10 protein-coding genes are annotated in these 16,891 nt (G+C 72.1%); 7 read left to right on the top strand and 3 right to left on the bottom strand.

What is annotated here, in order from left to right; all coding sequences use genetic code 11:
* Positions 1-54: 54 nt before the first annotated feature.
* The 5 genes from QOM21_RS10580 to QOM21_RS10560 all read left to right on the top strand — a co-directional run bounded on the left by QOM21_RS10580 (position 55) and on the right by QOM21_RS10560 (position 8,882).
* Positions 55-348, top strand: coding sequence for a DUF503 domain-containing protein (locus tag QOM21_RS10580; RefSeq protein WP_407549619.1), 294 nt, complete (start codon positions 55-57; stop codon positions 346-348).
* Between the two features lie 66 nt (positions 349-414).
* Positions 415-873, top strand: a complete 459-nt coding sequence (gene rbfA / locus QOM21_RS10575; RefSeq protein ID WP_407549617.1) for a 30S ribosome-binding factor RbfA — start codon at positions 415-417, stop codon at positions 871-873.
* Positions 870-1,850 (top strand): tRNA pseudouridine(55) synthase TruB, encoded by a 981-nt coding sequence (truB, locus tag QOM21_RS10570; RefSeq protein WP_407549615.1) that lies wholly within the window; start codon positions 870-872, stop codon positions 1,848-1,850. Before rbfA ends, truB begins: the two co-directional genes overlap by 4 nt.
* A gap of 358 nt (positions 1,851-2,208) precedes the next feature.
* Complete coding sequence (locus QOM21_RS10565; RefSeq protein WP_407549613.1) at positions 2,209-7,665, top strand: hypothetical protein; 5,457 nt, start codon at positions 2,209-2,211, stop codon at positions 7,663-7,665.
* 266 nt (positions 7,666-7,931) lie between these two features.
* Entirely contained in the window at positions 7,932-8,882 is a 951-nt protein-coding gene (locus QOM21_RS10560) for a bifunctional riboflavin kinase/FAD synthetase (protein ID WP_407549611.1), read from the top strand.
* 152 nt (positions 8,883-9,034) lie between these two features.
* Here the strand turns inward: QOM21_RS10560 and QOM21_RS10555 are convergent, their stop codons facing one another.
* From QOM21_RS10555 to eccE, 3 genes are all read right to left on the bottom strand, one after another.
* Entirely contained in the window at positions 9,035-11,740 is a 2,706-nt protein-coding gene (locus QOM21_RS10555; protein ID WP_407549609.1) for an SCO5717 family growth-regulating ATPase, read from the bottom strand.
* A 328-nt stretch (positions 11,741-12,068) separates the two neighbouring features.
* Complete coding sequence (locus tag QOM21_RS10550; protein WP_407549607.1) at positions 12,069-12,911, bottom strand: hypothetical protein; 843 nt, start codon at positions 12,909-12,911, stop codon at positions 12,069-12,071.
* On the bottom strand, positions 12,911-14,134 hold the full coding sequence (gene eccE / locus QOM21_RS10545) for a type VII secretion protein EccE (protein WP_407549605.1): 1,224 nt from the start codon (positions 14,132-14,134) through the stop codon (positions 12,911-12,913). Before eccE ends, QOM21_RS10550 begins: the two co-directional genes overlap by 1 nt.
* Before the next feature lie 310 nt (positions 14,135-14,444).
* Here eccE and QOM21_RS10540 point away from each other — a divergent pair, with 310 nt between their 5' ends.
* Positions 14,445-16,121: a type VII secretion protein EccB gene (locus QOM21_RS10540; protein WP_407549603.1), complete on the top strand. Its 1,677-nt coding sequence runs from the start codon at positions 14,445-14,447 to the stop codon at positions 16,119-16,121.
* Positions 16,122-16,496: 375 nt separating this feature from the next.
* Complete coding sequence (locus tag QOM21_RS10535) at positions 16,497-16,820, top strand: WXG100 family type VII secretion target (RefSeq protein ID WP_407549601.1); 324 nt, start codon at positions 16,497-16,499, stop codon at positions 16,818-16,820.
* Positions 16,821-16,891 lie beyond the last annotated feature (71 nt).

The raw sequence follows: 16,891 nt of genomic DNA, 5'->3' as shown, positions 1-16,891 counted from the left end.
GCTACCGCTGGGAGGTGCCCCCAAAGGCCCCGCGGGTGGCTTGACCCGTCTTGCATGTACGTAGGGACACTGTCCTTTGACCTGCTTCTCGGCGACGTACGGTCGCTGAAGGAGAAGCGTTCCGTCGTCCGCCCGATCGTCGCCGAGCTGCACCGCAAATTCGCGGTGAGCGTCGCCGAGGTCGGGGACCAGGATCTGCACCGCAGGGCCACGATCGGCCTGGCGGTGGTCTCCGGGGACACGGGACATCTCACCGATGTCATGGACCGCTGCGAGCGCATGGTCGCCGCACGGCCCGAAGTGGAGCTGCTGTCGGTACGGCGGCGGCTGCACGGCGACGACGACTGACCCTGGAACCGGGCGGCGCGTCGCCGGTGGAAGCACAATTGTGGAAGACAAGAAGGAGACGGACCAGTGGCCGACAATGCGCGGGCGAAGAAGCTGGCGGACCTCATCCGGGAGGTGGTCGCCCAGAAGCTGCAGCGCGGAATCAAGGACCCGCGACTCGGCACGCACGTGACCATCACGGACACCCGGGTCACCGGCGACCTGCGGGAGGCCACGGTCTTCTACACGGTCTACGGCGACGACGAGGACCGGGCCAGCGCGGCCGCCGGGCTGGAGAGCGCCAAGGGCATCCTGCGCTCCGCGGTCGGTGCCGCGGCGGGCACGAAGTTCACGCCGACCCTGGCCTTCGTGCCGGACGCCCTGCCGGAGAACGCCAAGACGATCGACGATCTGCTCGACAAGGCGCGCGCGTCGGACGCCAAGGTGCGCGAGGTGTCCTCGGGCGCCGAGTACGCCGGTGAGGCCGACCCGTACCGCAAGCCGGGCGAGGACGACGAGAACGACGAGGGCGCAGCAGCAGAATGAAGCCTGAGAGCACCAAGCCGACCGGGAGCGGCGAGCGTGCGGCGCGCTCCGGCAAGGGCGGTGGCGGGCGGCAGGCGGGCCTGGTCATCGTCGACAAGCCGGCCGGCTTCACTTCGCACGACGTCGTGGCGAAGACGCGGGGAATGGCCCGCACCCGCCGCGTCGGGCACGCCGGCACCCTCGATCCGATGGCGACGGGCGTGCTCGTGCTCGGCATCGAGCGGGCCACCAAGCTGCTCGGTCATCTCGCGCTGACGGAGAAGGAGTACGTCGGCACGATCCGGCTCGGGCAGACGACGATCACCGATGACGCGGAGGGCGAGATCACCGCGTCGAAGGCGGCCCACGGCATCAGCCGTGCGGACATCGACGCCGGTGTCGCCGAGCTGTCCGGCGCGATCATGCAGGTCCCGTCGAAGGTCAGCGCGATCAAGATCGACGGTAAGCGGTCGTACTCGCGGGTCCGCGACGGCGAGGACGTGGAGATCCCGGCCCGGCCGGTCACCATCTCCTCGTTCGTGGTCCACTCCGCGCACGAGGCCGAGGCGGAGGACGGCACCGCGGTGACCGACCTGCTGGTCTCCGTCGAGTGCTCGTCCGGCACGTACATCCGGGCGCTGGCCCGTGATCTCGGCGCCGGGCTCGGCGTCGGCGGTCATCTGACGGCTCTGCGGCGCACCCGCGTCGGCCCGTACAAGCTGGACCGGGCGCGCACCCTGGAACAGCTGCAGGCCGCGGTCGACGACCCCGAGGGCGCCGGGCTGCCGGTCATGCCGATCGGGGATGCGGCGGCCGCCGCGTTCACCCGCTGGGACGTGGCCGAGCAGCAGGTCAAGCCGCTGCTCAACGGCGCACGGATCCCGATGCCGCTGTTCGACGGTGAGGGGCCGGTCGCGGCGTTCGCGCCGGACGGCACCTTCCTCGCCCTGGTGGAGAACCAGGGCGGCAAGGCCAAGAGCATGGCGGTATTCGCCTGAGGAACGGCCTGCGGCGGTGGCCGAAGGCCGGTGCCGAGGGCGGAGGTCCGCAAGCGGATCGTTGAAGGTGAGGGCCGGGCCCGGGCGAGAGATCGCTCGGGCCCGGCCCTTGTCCGTGCGGGCGCGTGCCTGGGGGAAGGTGGTGGAACGCGAGTCGCTCGGACGGCCGCGAGGCCGGTTCGCGTTCCACCATCTCCCTCCCTCTGTCTGTATCCATCGGGTCCCGGCCGTTCACTCATTCGGGCAGGCGCCCGGAGTGAATCACGGCGTGGAAGGGGGCGCGTTTGCCGGTGACCCTGTCCAGAAGATCATCGTCTGCCTACCGTCGGGAGCACGGGACCGGCGGGGAGGATCGGCGATGACGTGGCTGGATGCCGACGCGGAAAAAGCATTGGTGCGTATCCGCGATCTGGCAGGTAGGGCGCGCGGGACGGGGTTCCTGGCGGATCATCGCGGCACGGTCGTCACCAGCCATGAAGCGGTGGACGGGTTGACGCGGATGGTGCTGCAGCCCCTGGCGCACAGCGCAACGGGGGGCGCGTCCGGGGGCTCGTTCGAGGGGTCGGTCGCGGAGGCGGTCATCGGCGGCGCGGAACCGGCCAGGCTGGTGTCGGCCGACGCCGTCACACCGCTCCCGGGGCTCGACCTGGCCCTGGTGCGGAGCGACGGATTCGGCTTCCCCCGGTTGTCGCCGCTGCCGGTCGCGGCGGCCCGCCCCGCGGCGGGTACCCGGGTGCGGTTCTGGGCCGGCAGCTGGCTGGAGGGCACGGTCGTCGGCGCGGGCCCGGGGGTCACGTACACGGCGACGGAGCTCTTCCATCCCCTCGACGAGACGCTGGAACTGGCGCTCTGCGCGCGGGGGCGGGAGGCGCTGCGGCTGGGCGGGGTGGCGGCCGGCGGCCCGGTGCTGGACGCGCGGACGGGGGCGGTGCTCGGTCTGCTCGGGACCGCGCTGCACTCCGGGAGCCGTGCCGACGGATTCGCGATTCCCTTGCGCGCGGCGGCGGAGACGACGCCACGGAATGCGCTGGCGGCGCTTTTGAAGCGCAACGCGGAGACCGTCCCGGCCTACGGCAGCGAGCTGAATCTCGCGGGTGTCCTGCATCTGTCAGGGATCTCCTCGGGACCCGCCGGGCAGCCACGCGGATGGCGCGATCCGGTCGAACGTCCCGAAGCTGCAAGGGAGTTCGCGCTCTTCGGGGTGGTGCCGGGGGAGCGGAACGAGGCTGGTGAGGAAGGGGAGGAGCCGGAGGCACGGGCCAAGAGTGAGTCCACAGCACCTCGAGGGCGGGGCGGACGCGCGCCGTTGGTGCTGGGGCTGGTCGGCGAACCGGGGACGGGGCGGAGCACCGAACTGACCGCTCTCGCGGAGCGACGCGCGCAGAGCGGATCGCCGGCCCCGACGCTGCGGCTCCGCGGCGCCGATCTGCGGGCCGGTGACGAGGGACTTCGCGCTGCGGTGGACCGGGCCCTGTGTTCCGCGGGCCGGGCCGTCGCGACGTCCGGGGGCACTGTCGGAGACGCGGCAGGCACCACCACGGAGGCCGTGACGCGGCAGGCTTCCGCAGCCGGGCGGCCGCTGCTGGTGCTGCTCGACGGACCTGAGGAGATGCCGACGTCCCTGGCCCGTGACCTGCGCGAGTGGACCGGAGCGACCACCGAGTGGCTACGCGCGGCGGACGTGCGGCTGGTCCTCGCCTGCCGCCCCGAATACTGGGAGCGGGCCGGTGCGCTCTTCCCGCCCGCCTGCCTCCACCGTCCGAGCCGGCCGCACGCCGCCTCGTCTGCAGCGCCGCCCTGGGCGCTGCCTCCCTGTGTACGCCTCGGCGACCTCGCCGGACCGCAGGCCGAGCGGGCCCGCTCCCGTTACGGACTGCCGAGCGGCGCGCAGGCGGCCCCCGACGCCGGGCACCCGCTGGCGCTGCGCCTGCTCGCGGAGGTCAGGGCCGCACTGCCGAAGGGGGATGTCCGCAGGACGGGAGGTGCGGAGGATGCGGAAGGCGCCGGGAGGGAAGTGGGCGCCGGGGACCACGGAGGAGCGGACGCTGCCGCTGCGCCCGATCGGCACGAGATCTTCGACGCCTACCTCGATCTGCTGTGTCTGCGCATCGCCGTACGGCTCGCGGCCGCACCACAGCCCCCGCTCCGGGGCACGTCCGTACGCCGCCTCGCCGCCCGGGTCGCGGGGCAGGTCCACGAGGCTGCACGCCGTTGCCTCGGCCCCGGGCAAGGCGAGCTGGACGAGGCGTCCTTCGGCGCCCTGTTCCCTTCGGAGACGGGCTGGGGCGGCGCGGTGCGTGCGGAGGGGCTGCTGACCCCGGCGGGCAGCGGCTACCGCTTCACGCACGAGGAGCTCGGGGAGTGGCTTCAGGGCGCCCACCTCGATGTCGACGCCGCCCTGTCGGTCCTGGTGCACCGAGCCGGCCGGGAGCGGGGGGAGGACGCGGGCCAGGTGGGAGGCTGCGGAGCGTCGCACGAAGAGCCGTTCGCGCGGCTGTCCTCGCACGGTGTCGGGGCGGCCCGGGGCCCGGCCGCCGCCGTGCCTGTACCGGGCCATCGCATCGGGCCCGTGGTCCAGGCGCTGCTGCTCCTCGCCCGCCGTGAGGGGACGGGGCAACTGACGCGGCGGCTGGCGGAGTTGGTGCCGGTGGTGACCGCGCCCGCCGCCGGTCCGCGGGGCGGACGGTACGCGGACGCACAGTGGTGGGCGACGCGCCTCCTGAGCGGGGTGTTGCTGCGGGTGCCGGATGCGACGCCGTACGCCGGTGTCCTGCGGTTGCTGGCAGACCGCATCACGGAACGAGCTGTCTCGGCCGGAGGCTTCGCCCACACCGGATTGGAGGCGTTCGGGCCTTGGTTCTGGCGGCTTCTGCCGCTGGCCGAGGCGGACCGGATGGACCTCCTGCGCAGGCTGCTGCCTGCCGATGGCCCGCCGGCGGTTGCGGTGGCGTCGCGTGCGGCCGGGAGCGCCGGGCGCAGGGGAGAGGCGGGACCGGTCGGGCGGCGGGCGGGGATGCCGGAGCGGCTGGGCGCGGACGGGGCGCGGCCGGCTCCCGCCGGCTCGGGTGACGGGCGGGCACGAAAGTCGCCGGTCGGCGGTGCGGCGGAGCGCCCTGAGGGGTTGGCGCGGAGGGTGGAGCCCCTCGGCGCCGAGGGCTGTTCCGTGGCGGAGCTGTACACCGAGGCATGGGCCGAGGAGGGGCGGCGTGCCGGGGTGACGGACGGGAACGGGCCCCGCGCGGGAGCGGCGGCCGCGGACGGGCTCCGTGCCGGAGTGAGGGACGAGGTAGGGGTGCGGCGGTCCGGGGAAACGGGCGCCGACGGGCGGTCTGCCGGGGGAGGGCGTCCGGAGCATGGGAGTGGGGGAGGGCGGCAAGGGCGGCCGTCGGTGGAGCTGGGGGAGGCCGAGGGAGCGCCCGGGCGGGCGCACCGGGTCCATCCGCCCCGTACGTCTCCCGAAGCCGCACCGGCGGGCCCCACGCCCACCCCACGTGGCGCGACCGGGAGGGGCGAGGGGACGGCCGACGCCTGGGCCTCCTTCGGCGTCGGTGGAGGAGCGGACGAGCCCTCGGAACCGGTACGCGGACGCCCCGCCAGGCCCTTCGCGCGTCCGCCGCGCGTCCATGTGCATACGGCAGATTCCTTGCACCGCCCGGCCGAGCCGCCCTGGGAGCGGCCGCGCGAGTGGCCGCGCGAACCGGCGTCCGACTCCGCGTCCGGGTCGGTGGCGGGGCCGGTGTCCGGGGCGGGTCGTGGGCCGGCTGGCGAGAGGGCGCCGCAGGCCGCCGCGCGGGATGCGGACGAACGGCCGTCGGCCGAGGTGAGGCCGCGTGGGCTGGAGGGGACGCGCGAGTCTTCACCAACCTCCGTCTCGGGGGCGGGAGTTGAGGCGCAGCGCCCTCGTCTCGCGCCTCCTCCGCCGCCCGCCCCTGAGACCCGCCTCCCGGAAGCGGCCCCGACAGTCGTACCTGCCCCGGCAACCGGACCGGGCCCGGCAGCCGGACCGAGCGTGACAACCGGCCCGACGGCGGTGACCGGAGCGGGTGGAGCGGTGGGTGCAGCAGGACCGGCGGGACCAGAGGGGGCGGCGGGTGCAGCCACTGCCGAGGGATCGGCCGGGGCGCCCGTCGCGCCAGGGGTGCCCGCGTCGGCAGAGGCGGCCGCGCCGCCTGCCGGAAGTGCCACGGCCCCGGAAACGACGGATCGTCGGGACCCGGTGCGGTTCCTCGATCTCGTCGCCGAACTGCTGCGCGCGGACCCCGAGCGGACGCAGCCGCTGCTCTGCGCCTGGTTCGACGACCGGCGCCCCCTGCAAACACCTGGCCGGGGAGGCGCGGCCTTGACGCCCTCCGCCTCGCAGCCCGGACGTGTTTCCGGAGGAGCCGAGGGACGCGTGCCGCAGCAGCCGACAGCCGTGCCCGCCCGCGTACGCCCCGCGCCCCGGCGGATCACCGTCGCGGCCGCCGCCCAAGCCCTGCTGCACACCCACCGTCGGCAGGCCCTGGACGCACTGGCCGACACCTTGGCCGACGCCGCGCACCCCGGGGCGCAGGAGCTGCTGGAAGCCCTGGCGGAGGACGAGCCCTCCGCGGTCTGTCGGGCCGTGGACCGCTGGGCGTACGACGAGCGGTCCGAGCGTCGGGCCACCGCGGCCGCACTGGCGCTGCGCGTCGCCCCGTACGCCGTCACCGACACCGATCAAGCCCTGCTGCGCTACGCGGCCCTCGCCTCCCTCGCCAGGCCCGCCGACGCCTCCCGGCACGGCGCCGCCCTCACCCTGCTGGTGCGCGACCCGTCCACCCGCTCGCAGTTCATCGACCGTGCCCTGGCCTGCTTCGTGGCCGGTGCCGCACGTCCCGGTGCGCCACAGGTGCCGCCCGAGGCGTTCGCGGGCGCTCTCCACACCCATCCGGAGCCGGTGCTCGACGCCTTCCTGTCCCGACTGCTCGACGGATATGGCGACGGCGGGGACGGGGACGGGGGTAGGGGCGACAACGGTGACGGCTCGGGCGACCGCGACCGCGAATGCGACGGCTGCGCCGCCGGCTCGGACCGCGGCCCCTGCTCGGCCGAGGCCGTCCTGCGCGTCCTCGCCGACGCCTGCGGCCCGGCGTCCACCGTCCCGGCCCCCGGAGGGCCGGCGGGCGCGGGGCCCATGCTCGCGCCGCCCACCGTTTCCGCCCCGCCGTCCGCCGACCTCGCCCGTCGTGCCGCCGATCTGATCCGGGCGTACGCCCGGCGCCGCCCCGAGCACGCCGCGCGGCACCTCGCCCGCTTCGTCGACCGGCGGCTCGAGGACGGGCCGGACGCGCGCGCCGCCCTGCGGCCCCTCATCGTGGAGCTGCTGACCGGGCAGGGCGTCGCGGTCCGGTGCGCGCTCGCCCCCGTCCTGGCACGGCCGGGTGCTTCCCCGTCGGCCCGGCTGCGCCGCGAATTCCTCGACGTGCTGCTCGCGAGCGAGGCATACGACGCACCGCCTCCGGGCCGCGGGAGCCCGTACGCCCCGCGGGGAGGCGGCCCTACCAGGGTGGCCGGACACGACACGCGGGTTCTGGAAGCCCTGTTGCGGGCCGCCGCGGAGGGCGCGCGGCGACGGCCCGCCGACCACACCCGAGAGTTGGTGCACCGCACAGGCATGCTGCTGGTACGCACTCCCGAGGGCGCGGCCTGCTTCGACCGGCGGCTGGTGGAGCTGGGACGGCAGGTGCCCGGCTTCGCGCGGAGGGTGCAGGAGTGGGTCGCCTCGGCGCCGGACGACTGGGCCGCCGTGGTGGGCCCCAGCGCCCGCGTCACGCTCGCCGGCTGCCGGAGTTGACCGCCGTCGGCACGCGCACCCGGCCCGGCGTACGAGGGCCGCGCAGGCGGCGGGCACGCGCACCCGCCGTCCTGATGTCGGAACCGGTTCCGCCCTCCCGCGCGGCACTCCGCCCTCCCGCGCGCCCGGCCGGTCCCAGATGTCCGATGCGACGGAAGCGAGGCCACCCTTCGCGCGAAGCTCCGCCTCCGGCATGGCAGTCTTAGACCTGCGCCATGCACATTGGCGCAGTGGACGGACAAGAGTTCGGGCGAGGAGCGGGCACAGTGCAGCGCTGGCGTGGCTTGGAGGACATCCCCGAGGGCTGGGGACGCAGCGTCGTCACCATCGGCTCATACGACGGGGTGCACCGCGGTCACCAATTGATCATCGGCCAGGCGGTGGCACGCGCCCGTGAGCTGGGCATCCCCACGGTGGTCGTCACCTTCGACCCGCACCCGAGCGAGGTCGTGCGCCCCGGCACCCACCCGCCGCTGCTCGCCCCGCACCACCGGCGGGCCGAGCTGATGGCCGAGCTGGGGGTGGACGCGGTGCTGATCCTGCCGTTCACCAAGGAATTCTCGAAGCTCGCCCCGGCCGACTTCGTGGTGAAGGTCCTAGTCGACAAGCTGCATGCGCAGGTCGTCGTGGAAGGCCCCAACTTCCGCTTCGGTCACAAGGCCACCGGCAACGTCGAGACGCTCGCCGAACTCGGCACCACCTACGACTACACCGTCGAGGTCATCGACCTCTTCGAGCGCGGGGAGGCGGGCGGCGGCGAGCCGTTCTCCTCCACGCTCACCCGACGCCTGGTCGCGGACGGCGACGTCACGGGCGCGATGGAGGTCCTGGGCCGTCCGCACCGCGTCGAGGGCATCGTCGTACGGGGTGCGCAGCGCGGCCGCGAACTGGGCTTCCCGACGGCCAACGTGGAGACCCTGCCGCACACGGCCATCCCCGCCGACGGCGTCTACGCGGGCCTGCTGCACGTCGAGGGCGAGGCGATGCCGGCGGCCGTCTCGGTGGGCACCAACCCGCAGTTCGACGGCAAGATCCGCACGGTCGAGGCGTACGCGATCGACCGGGTCGGCCTCGACCTTTACGGCCTGCACGTCGGCGTGGACTTCCTCGCCTACATCCGGGGCCAGGAGAAGTTCGACACGCTCGACGCGCTGCTGGAGCGGATGGCGATCGACGTGAAGCAGGCACGCGGGCTGATCGCCGCCGCGTCGAGCTGAGGCGCCCTCCCGACGAGGGGCACGGCGCTCCGCGCCAACTTCCTTTCCGCGTAGGGGAGTTCACCCGTACGAAGGATGGTCACGAAAGGGGCAGGGCCCGGCACTCACGTGCCGGGCCCTGCCCCTTTCTCCTGGGGTCCTCCCGCTCGCCCCTACTGCGGAGGCGGCTGCTGCTGCCAGCCGGGCTGATCCGGCAGCGGCGCGTCCGGAGCGGGCTGTTGCTGCTGCCAGTGGGCAGGCGGCTGCGCGGGCTGCTGGGTCCACCCGCCCTGCTGGGGCGGGTAACCGGCCGGGGGCTGTTGCTGCTGGGGCTGTTGCTGCTGGGCGGGCTGGCCCTGTGGCGGCTGCCCCTGCTGCGGGTACTGCTGCTGGGCGTACGGGTCGCCGCCCATCTGCTGCTGGGGATACATCCCCTGGGCCTGCTGTGCCCGCGCGAAGTCCTCGGCCACCAGGGCGGAGAGGTTGAAGTACGCCTCGCGGGTCTTGGGCCGCATCATGTCGAGGTCGACCTCGGCACCGGCGGCGAGATGCTCGTCGAACGGGACGACCACCACTCCGCGGCACCGCGTCTCGAAGTGCGACACGATGTCGTCGATCTTGATCATCTTGCCGGTCTCACGGACACCGGAGATGACGGTGATACCGCGCTGCACCAGGTCGGCGTAGCCGTGTGCGGAGAGCCAGTCCAGCGTGGTGCTGGCGCTGCTCGCGCCGTCCACCGACGGGGTGGAGATGATGATCAACTGGTCGGCGAGGTCGAGGACTCCACGCATCGCGCTGTAGAGCAGACCCGTACCCGAGTCGGTGAGGATGATCGGGTACTGCTTGCCGAGGATGTCGATCGCGCGCCGGTAGTCGTCGTCGTTGAACGTCGTCGAGACGGCCGGGTCGACGTCGTTGGCGAGGATCTCCAGGCCGGAGGGGGCCTGCGAGGTGAACCGGCGGATGTCCATGTAGCTGTGCAGATGTGGGATCGCGTGCACCAGGTCACGGATGGTCGCGCCGGTCTCGCGGCGGACCCGTCGGCCGAGCGTGCCGGCGTCCGGGTTCGCGTCGATGGCCAGGATCTTGTCCTGGCGCTCGGACGCGAGGGTGGAGCCCAGCGCGGTGGTCGTCGTGGTCTTGCCGACGCCGCCCTTGAGGCTGATCACCGCGATCCGGTAGCAGGACATCACGGGAGTCCGGATGAGCGCGAGCTTCTGCTGGCGCTCGGCCTCCTCCTTCTTCGCACCCAGCTTGAACTTCGAGGGCTGGGCATTCGCACCCGGCTTGCGCTTCTTGGGCTGGTTGCGCAGCAGTCGGTCGGAGGTGAGCTCGACGGCCGCGCTGTAGCCCAGCGGTGCACCGGGGGCGGCCCGCTGCTGCGGCTGCTGCTGACCCGGCTGGGAGTACGAGGCGTAGTTCGCCGCGGCGTTCGGGTCGCCGACCTGCTGCCCCGGGAGGGGCTGGTGCGGCGCCTGCTGGGCCTGCTGAGCGGCCTGAGCCTGAGCCTGAGCGGCCTGGGCCTGAGCCGCCTGCTGAGCCTGTGCGGCCTGCTGGGCCTGGGCAGCTGCCTGCTGCTGGTCGTAGCCGGGCTGCTGCTGTCCCTGCTGGGGGTACCCCTGTGCGCCGGTCTGCGGGTAGCCGTAACCGGCCTGCTGAGCCTGCGGGTTGGGGTGCTGCTGCGCGGGCGCCTGCTGGGGCTGGGCCTGCTGGGGGTAGCCGTAGGCGGGCTGCGGGTAACCGTAAGCAGGCTGCTGCGGCTGCTGCGGCTGCTGGGGGTAGCCGCCCTGCTGCGGGGGCGCCTGCTGGGGCTGTCCCTGCTGCGGCTGTCCCTGCTGGGGATAGCCGGGGTGCTGCTGAGCCTGGGGCTGCTGGTGCGGTTGCTGGGCCTGCGGCGCGTGAGCCTGCTGCTGGCCCTGCTGGGGCTGTTGCTGAGGATGACCGCCCTGGGCCTGCGCCACGCGCGGGTCCGCGGGCTGATACTCCGGCGGCAGCGGCGGCAGCGCACCCTGCCCGGGCACACCCTGCTGCTGACCGTCGCCGGCGGCGCCCCACGGAGCGCCCTGCTGGGGATGTCCCTGCGGCGGGACACCCTGTTGCGGCGCGGCCTGCGGCACACCCTGCGGGGGTGTGGTCGGGGCCTGCTGCTGCGGTACACCCTGCACGGGCGCGCCCTGCTGCGGCTGAGGCTGGCCCTGAGGGGGCTGGCCGGCGACCGGAGCGGATGCCTCGGGGGCGGGGGCGGGAGTGCTGCCCTCGGCGGGGGAGTTGGCCGCCGCGCTCGCAGTCGCCGCAGTCGCAGCATCGGTCTGCGGAGCCGCGGGGGCACCGCTCTCCGCCTCGGCCTCGGGCGCCGAGGTCTCCGACTCCGTGTCATCGTCGTCGTCATCCCAGAGGGAGGCGGACGGGTCGACACCGCTGCCGGCGCGCACATTGCCGGAACCGGCGTCGGAATCCGTGGCAGGACCGTCCTGCGCCGCTACGGGCGCCACCGGCTCGGCCGGAGGAGTCGCCGCGGCCGGTGCGTCGCCTTCGCCGTTCGGGCGCAGCATCGGAAACCCGGGCGGTGCGGCCTCCGCGGGCGGCGGGGCGGCCGGACCGGGCGCACCCTGCTGCGGAACTCCGGGCACGGGGGCACCAGGAGGGCCGCCCTGAGCCGGGCCCGCCAGGGGCTGGCCGGTCGGCGGAGGGGCGGGAGAAGGCGCAGGAGGAGGCGCAGAAGAGGCAGCGGCACCCGCGCCGCCTCCGCTGGTGTCGTTGCTCGCGTACCAGGCCGGAGCCGAGAAATCGATCTTGAATTCACCGGTCAGGTCGAACTCGGACTGGTCGTCGTCAGGATCGTTCCCGTCCGGACGGAAAGCCTCCTGCTCGTTCACTGTGCCTCCTGGTGTACTGCAACGCACCTGAACGGCAGGACCGGATACAGGCGGATCGATCGGGTGTAGCGGAAGTCGGAACACACCACCCGGGGTTGCGCCAACACTAACTGTCTCCATCCCCGTATCGACTGCTGCCGGTGTGCTCCTGCGGCTCTCCATACAGCCTAATCAAGAGTCGGCCCATAACGGCAGTCGATGTCATGTCGTCTTCAAGCCCTTGGGGCACGCTTACGGGCGCACCCATGGATGCGCCCGTAGGTCGTGCCCGGACCGGCCGCCGACGCGCGCGCACCGCGCTGCGCCGGCAACCGGCCCGTCATCACGGTCAGTCCATGCGTCGCGGCCCGCCGAGCAGGTTGGTCTCCGCCTCGGTCGGCTGGGTCATCACGAACTGGTGGCCGTCCCGCGAGCACCACAGCATGGCGTTGTCGCTGAGGGTCGGCAGCACCGCTCCGACCTGCTCGGGCAACCGCATGATTCGCGTCACAACTTCCGCCTCCTCGGGCGAAAGCCGCTGCAGACCGACCAGATCGGCCCGGCTCAGCATCTGCGGCGAACGCGGCCCGAGGAACGGCAGCACCGTCAGCACCGACTGCCACGGGCTCGGGGCCAGCTGGTTGCGCGGCGGACGCGCACCCATGTCCCGTACGACCAGCACCGGGCTGGAAACCGACGGTCCCTGCGGCGCGATCTGGCGCACGTCATGGATGGACACACACTGCTGCCCGCCGCCCGCTGCCTGCGCCATCTGGCCCCAGGCCGGCGGGCGCGCGGTCTCCACCGCGACACGGGCGCCGATGGCGACCGTACGCAGCGCCAGGACCTGCGCCATCCACATGCTGCCGACCAGCGCGATCTCCATCGGCGCGGGCCGCAGCACGCTCAGCACGGCGGGCTGGTTCTGCGGGTCTATGCCGATGACGACGCCGTCGTCGCCGACCGGCAGGGTCAGCGAACCGAGCGACTCCGCGGTCAGCACGTGCGGGCTCCGCCGGGGACCACGCAGACCGAAGCCGGGCTTCGGCTTCGGCCCGGTCGGCCCGGACTGCTCCTCGTCGGGGCGCGGCTGGTGGTTGAGGCGGCGGTTGCTGTCGGCGCCCCCGATCGGGGGGTTGCGCCAGCCGTTGCCACTGACATTGACGCGTGGCTGATAGGTGGGCGTGGCCATCAGCGGGTACCTCCGAGGGGAAGCGTGGCCAGAAGGCCGGGCAGCTGTTCGCGGTCGAGCCGTACGAGCCCTACCTTCACAGAACCGGCACGGCGCTCCAACTCGTTCTGCGCGGACGAGAGTTCGTTCTCACTGCGCGTCGAGAGGCGGACGTACCCGGTGATAGCGGGGGCACGGCCACCGCCGTGCGACGCGGTCAGTGCGAAGGTGCTGGCCATCGCCCTGGTGCTGGTCAGCAGCTGAGTGACGGCCGCCAACGGCGCGCCACCCTCGCCCAGTTGGGGCCACCGGCCGATCCAGTACGTGGAGTGCCAGCGGTCATCGCAACGCCAGGCGCGGGTCGTCTCCTGGGTGCGGCGGGCGGCACGACCGTCCCGTCCCATCGCGCCGTTCGCGGCCCGCGGGCTGACGCAGACCGCGGTGCCGATGGCGGCCACGACCTCGCGTTCGGCGAGCACCCGGGCGCGTACGCCATGTGCGGTCAGCCGGCTCACGAGCTGGTCGGCGGCGCGCAGCAGCGAACGCTTGGCGCCTTCCATCCCACCGCCGCGGGCCTCGATGGCCTCGGCGCACAGCTCCGGATCGAGCTTCAGCGCGATCCAGGTGAGCTGCAGTGCCGGCGTCTGCGACTGGGCCTGCAGCGGCGCGTACGAGCGCGCGGCGACGGCCTGTTCGGGCAGATGCGGAGCCGGCGCGGGCTGGGTGTACTGCACGAACTGGACCGACTCGAGGTGGATGTCCTCGACATCGAGCGCGGTGTGCAGCACGTTGAGCGGCAGCATGTGGCTGCCGCGATGCGGCCGCAACGGCTCATCCTTGGCGTCCACCTGCACGATGGCCGTGAGGAAGGTGCCGTCACCGACGAAGCCGATGGGGCGCTGCTCCGCGTCGGTGTACTCGAAGGTGCGCAACGCCGGGTCGCACTCAACTACCGGGGCGAAGGCGGGTTCGACGCCCTGAGTGGCGGCGACCGCCTCGCTGCTGTTCTTGCCGCGGCGCTTCATGGCGCGCACGGTCGTGATCCACTCCGGCAGCGGAATCTTACGGCGTCGGCCGATCGCGAAGACGACCAGTACGGCTGCCAACACCACGGCCGCGGTCAGCGCGGCGGCGTTGATCGACCAGCCCAGCAGCACCAGCGCAGCGGCGAGTTCGATGATGGCCAGCTGCTGGACGCGGACACCGCCGATGGTCCCGGCCTGCTGGCGCAGCCGGGGCGACACCGGACCGGACGGGCGCGCTTCCGTGCCCCCGTCGCGACCTCTTCTATTGCCCGGAGCTGTACCGTTTTGGCCAGCGTTTCCCGCATATTGCGGTGCAGCGGAAGGCTGTTGCTGCTGTTGCCGCCCATTGCGGCGTCGAGCCCTGGTGGCGCTGGACATCCCCCGGCCTGCTCCTCTACTGGTGGTGTGGCCTCTAGGCGTATCGGCCGCCGCTGAGACTGGTGCGTTGGAAGGTGGCACCCGTACCGTACGGGTCGATCGACACACGGCATAGTAGAGGGCGCTACGGCGTGAGTGCCGGGGGCGGTCGATGGTGGGATCCGACAGACGGGGAGAGAAAGCAACAATGGCATCACGTCGGGACGAGCTGAATGCGTATTCGTTTGCGCGGAAGCGCACGAATGCGGCATTTCTGAAGCCGCTACCGAACGGCTCGATCGAGAGCGCGCCGAGGCCGCTGAAGGCGGTGTTGCCGAGTGTGCTGGTGGGCGTCCTGATCCTGGTGGGATTCGGGGCGTGCGGCATTCTCAAGCCCGTTGCCCCCAAGGGGTGGGACGAGGTGGGGAAGAACGTCATCGTCGGGGATGAATCCACCACGCGTTATGTCGTCCTTTCCAGCAAGGACGCCAACGGTAAAGACCAGAAACTGCTCCACCCCGTCCTGAACCTCGCATCGGCCAAGCTGCTTCTCGACCCGAAGTTCCAGGTCGTCAAGGTCAAGGAATCCGAGCTCGACGGTAAGCTCGCGCACGGCCCGGCAGTTGGCATTCCGTACGCCCCCGACCGCCTCCCGGGTCCCGAGGACGCCAACAAGGCGAAGACCTGGGCCGTGTGCAACCGGCCCGGCAGCGGCACCAACAGCAAGCCGCAACAGGCTGTGTTCGTCCTCGGCGGCAAGGACAAGGACAAGGTCGAGGGCAGGGGCAAGCTCGATCTGCACCAGGCGCTCTACGTCCGCGACCCCGACGGTCAGTTCTGGCTGGTCGACCAGCACGGCGTCGCGTTCCAATTCAGCTCCGCCCCCGTCGGGACGCTTCCCTCCAAGGGCAAGCAGGACAATCCTCAGCTCCGACGTGTGATCTTCGGCGAGGCCGAGCCGCAGGACGTCACGCAGGAGTGGATGGACACCGTCATCAAGAGCCCGATGCCGATCTCCATGCCGACGTTCCCGGGAGCGGGCCGGCCCAGCAGTGACACCGACGGCGTCCCGGCGGAGTACAACAAGGTCGGCATGGTGGTCGAGGACAAGGCTTCGGGGCAGAAGTACGTCGTCCTTCCGGATGGCGTCAAGAAGGTCTCGAACTTCATCGCCAAGCTCCTGCTCACGGGGCAGAACGCCACCGACCTGGGGCACTCCGGATCGGCGCTGGACGCCAAGAAGCTGGCCAGCACGGACATCAAGCCGCTGGAAGACGACAAGGGCGGGGCCCAGGAGTACCTGGGGACGATTCCGAACACGGACATCCCCCTTCCGTGGCCGTCCGAGGACGTCGAAGCGGCGAACGACTTCAAGCATCCGTCGCAGACCGGCGGGCTGACCACGCCCACCGACAGCGGCGTGTCCTGCAGCGTCTACAACGGAACCAGCACCAAGTACCCCGGAGACGCGGGCAAGTACCTCGGGTTCCCGAACGGCGTGCCCGACATGCAGACCTGGATCGGCAAGGACTACCCCGCCAAGATCGCCTCCGGTTCGTCGTCTTATGTGACCCCCGGTAGCGGCCTGCTGTACCAGCAGGTGGACACGGGGAAGCAGAAGGAAGGCCCTCTCTACCTCGTGACCGACACCGGGCTGCGCTACTTCGTCCCGAGGGGTAACGACGGTGCGGGCAAGGCCGGCAGCGACAAGGAGGAGAGGGACCAGGCGCAGCTCCACCTCGGCTACAAGGGTGCGCATCCGCCGCTGATCCTCTCGGCCTGGTCCAAGCTGCTCTCGGCCGGCCCGCAGCTCAACGTCCACGACGCGGAGAAGCCGCAGGCCCAGTAAGCTGCTGAAGGCCGCGCCGCACCCCAGGAATGGGGCACCGGCGCGGCCTCACGCAATATCGGAGTGGGCCGCGCCTTGAGCGGCCGGCCCACACCCATTTCGTTGTGATCTCGACTGCGCTGTGATCTTCATCCTGTTGCCTGTCGCTTTCGGCCCTGACCGATAGCACCGCATCTGCCCGGTTACGCCGAACAATGCTTCCCCAACAGGTAGTTGACTATGTTGTGATCCCGTCACAAGACGCCATTCCCTGTTGGGGACAGGCGTGCGGAGTGGTTAAAGTGGCCTAAGGCGTCAGCCAAAGATGCCAACCGCGTGAGTGTCTTAGCCGGCACCGGGCGGTACACGTACGAGTCTCATGGGGGACGTTGACTTATGGCTGGTCAGCAGTACACAACCACCGAGGAGGAGATGGTCGCGTTCAGCGGCAAGATCTCCTCGGTCAACCAGTCGATCCAGGGCGAGATCTCGCGCCTGAACACGGTCGTCGACACCATCACGTCCGGGTGGAAGGGTGCTGCGGCCTCCTCGTACAACCAGCTGCAGTCGCAGGTGAACGAGGACGCCAACCGTCTCAACCAGCTCCTGGGTGAGATCAAGGAAGCGATCGACTCGACCACGAAGAACTACTCGGCCTCCGAAGAGGAGCAGGCTCAGTCGATCTCGCAGGTCTCCGCGCAGGCTTCCCCGTTCGGATGACGTGGCCGCGCCGCACCTCGCGGCGCAACGGCCCAGCAGCCGCAGCGTGCCGACCAGTCCCGTCGGCCGAC

This window comes from Streptomyces sp. Pv4-95, assembly GCF_045782725.1.
In the GTDB taxonomy this organism is placed as follows: Bacteria; Actinomycetota; Actinomycetes; order Streptomycetales; family Streptomycetaceae; genus Streptomyces.
Note: the sequence above shows the minus strand (reverse complement) of the source record. Positions and strands in the feature narration are given on the sequence as shown.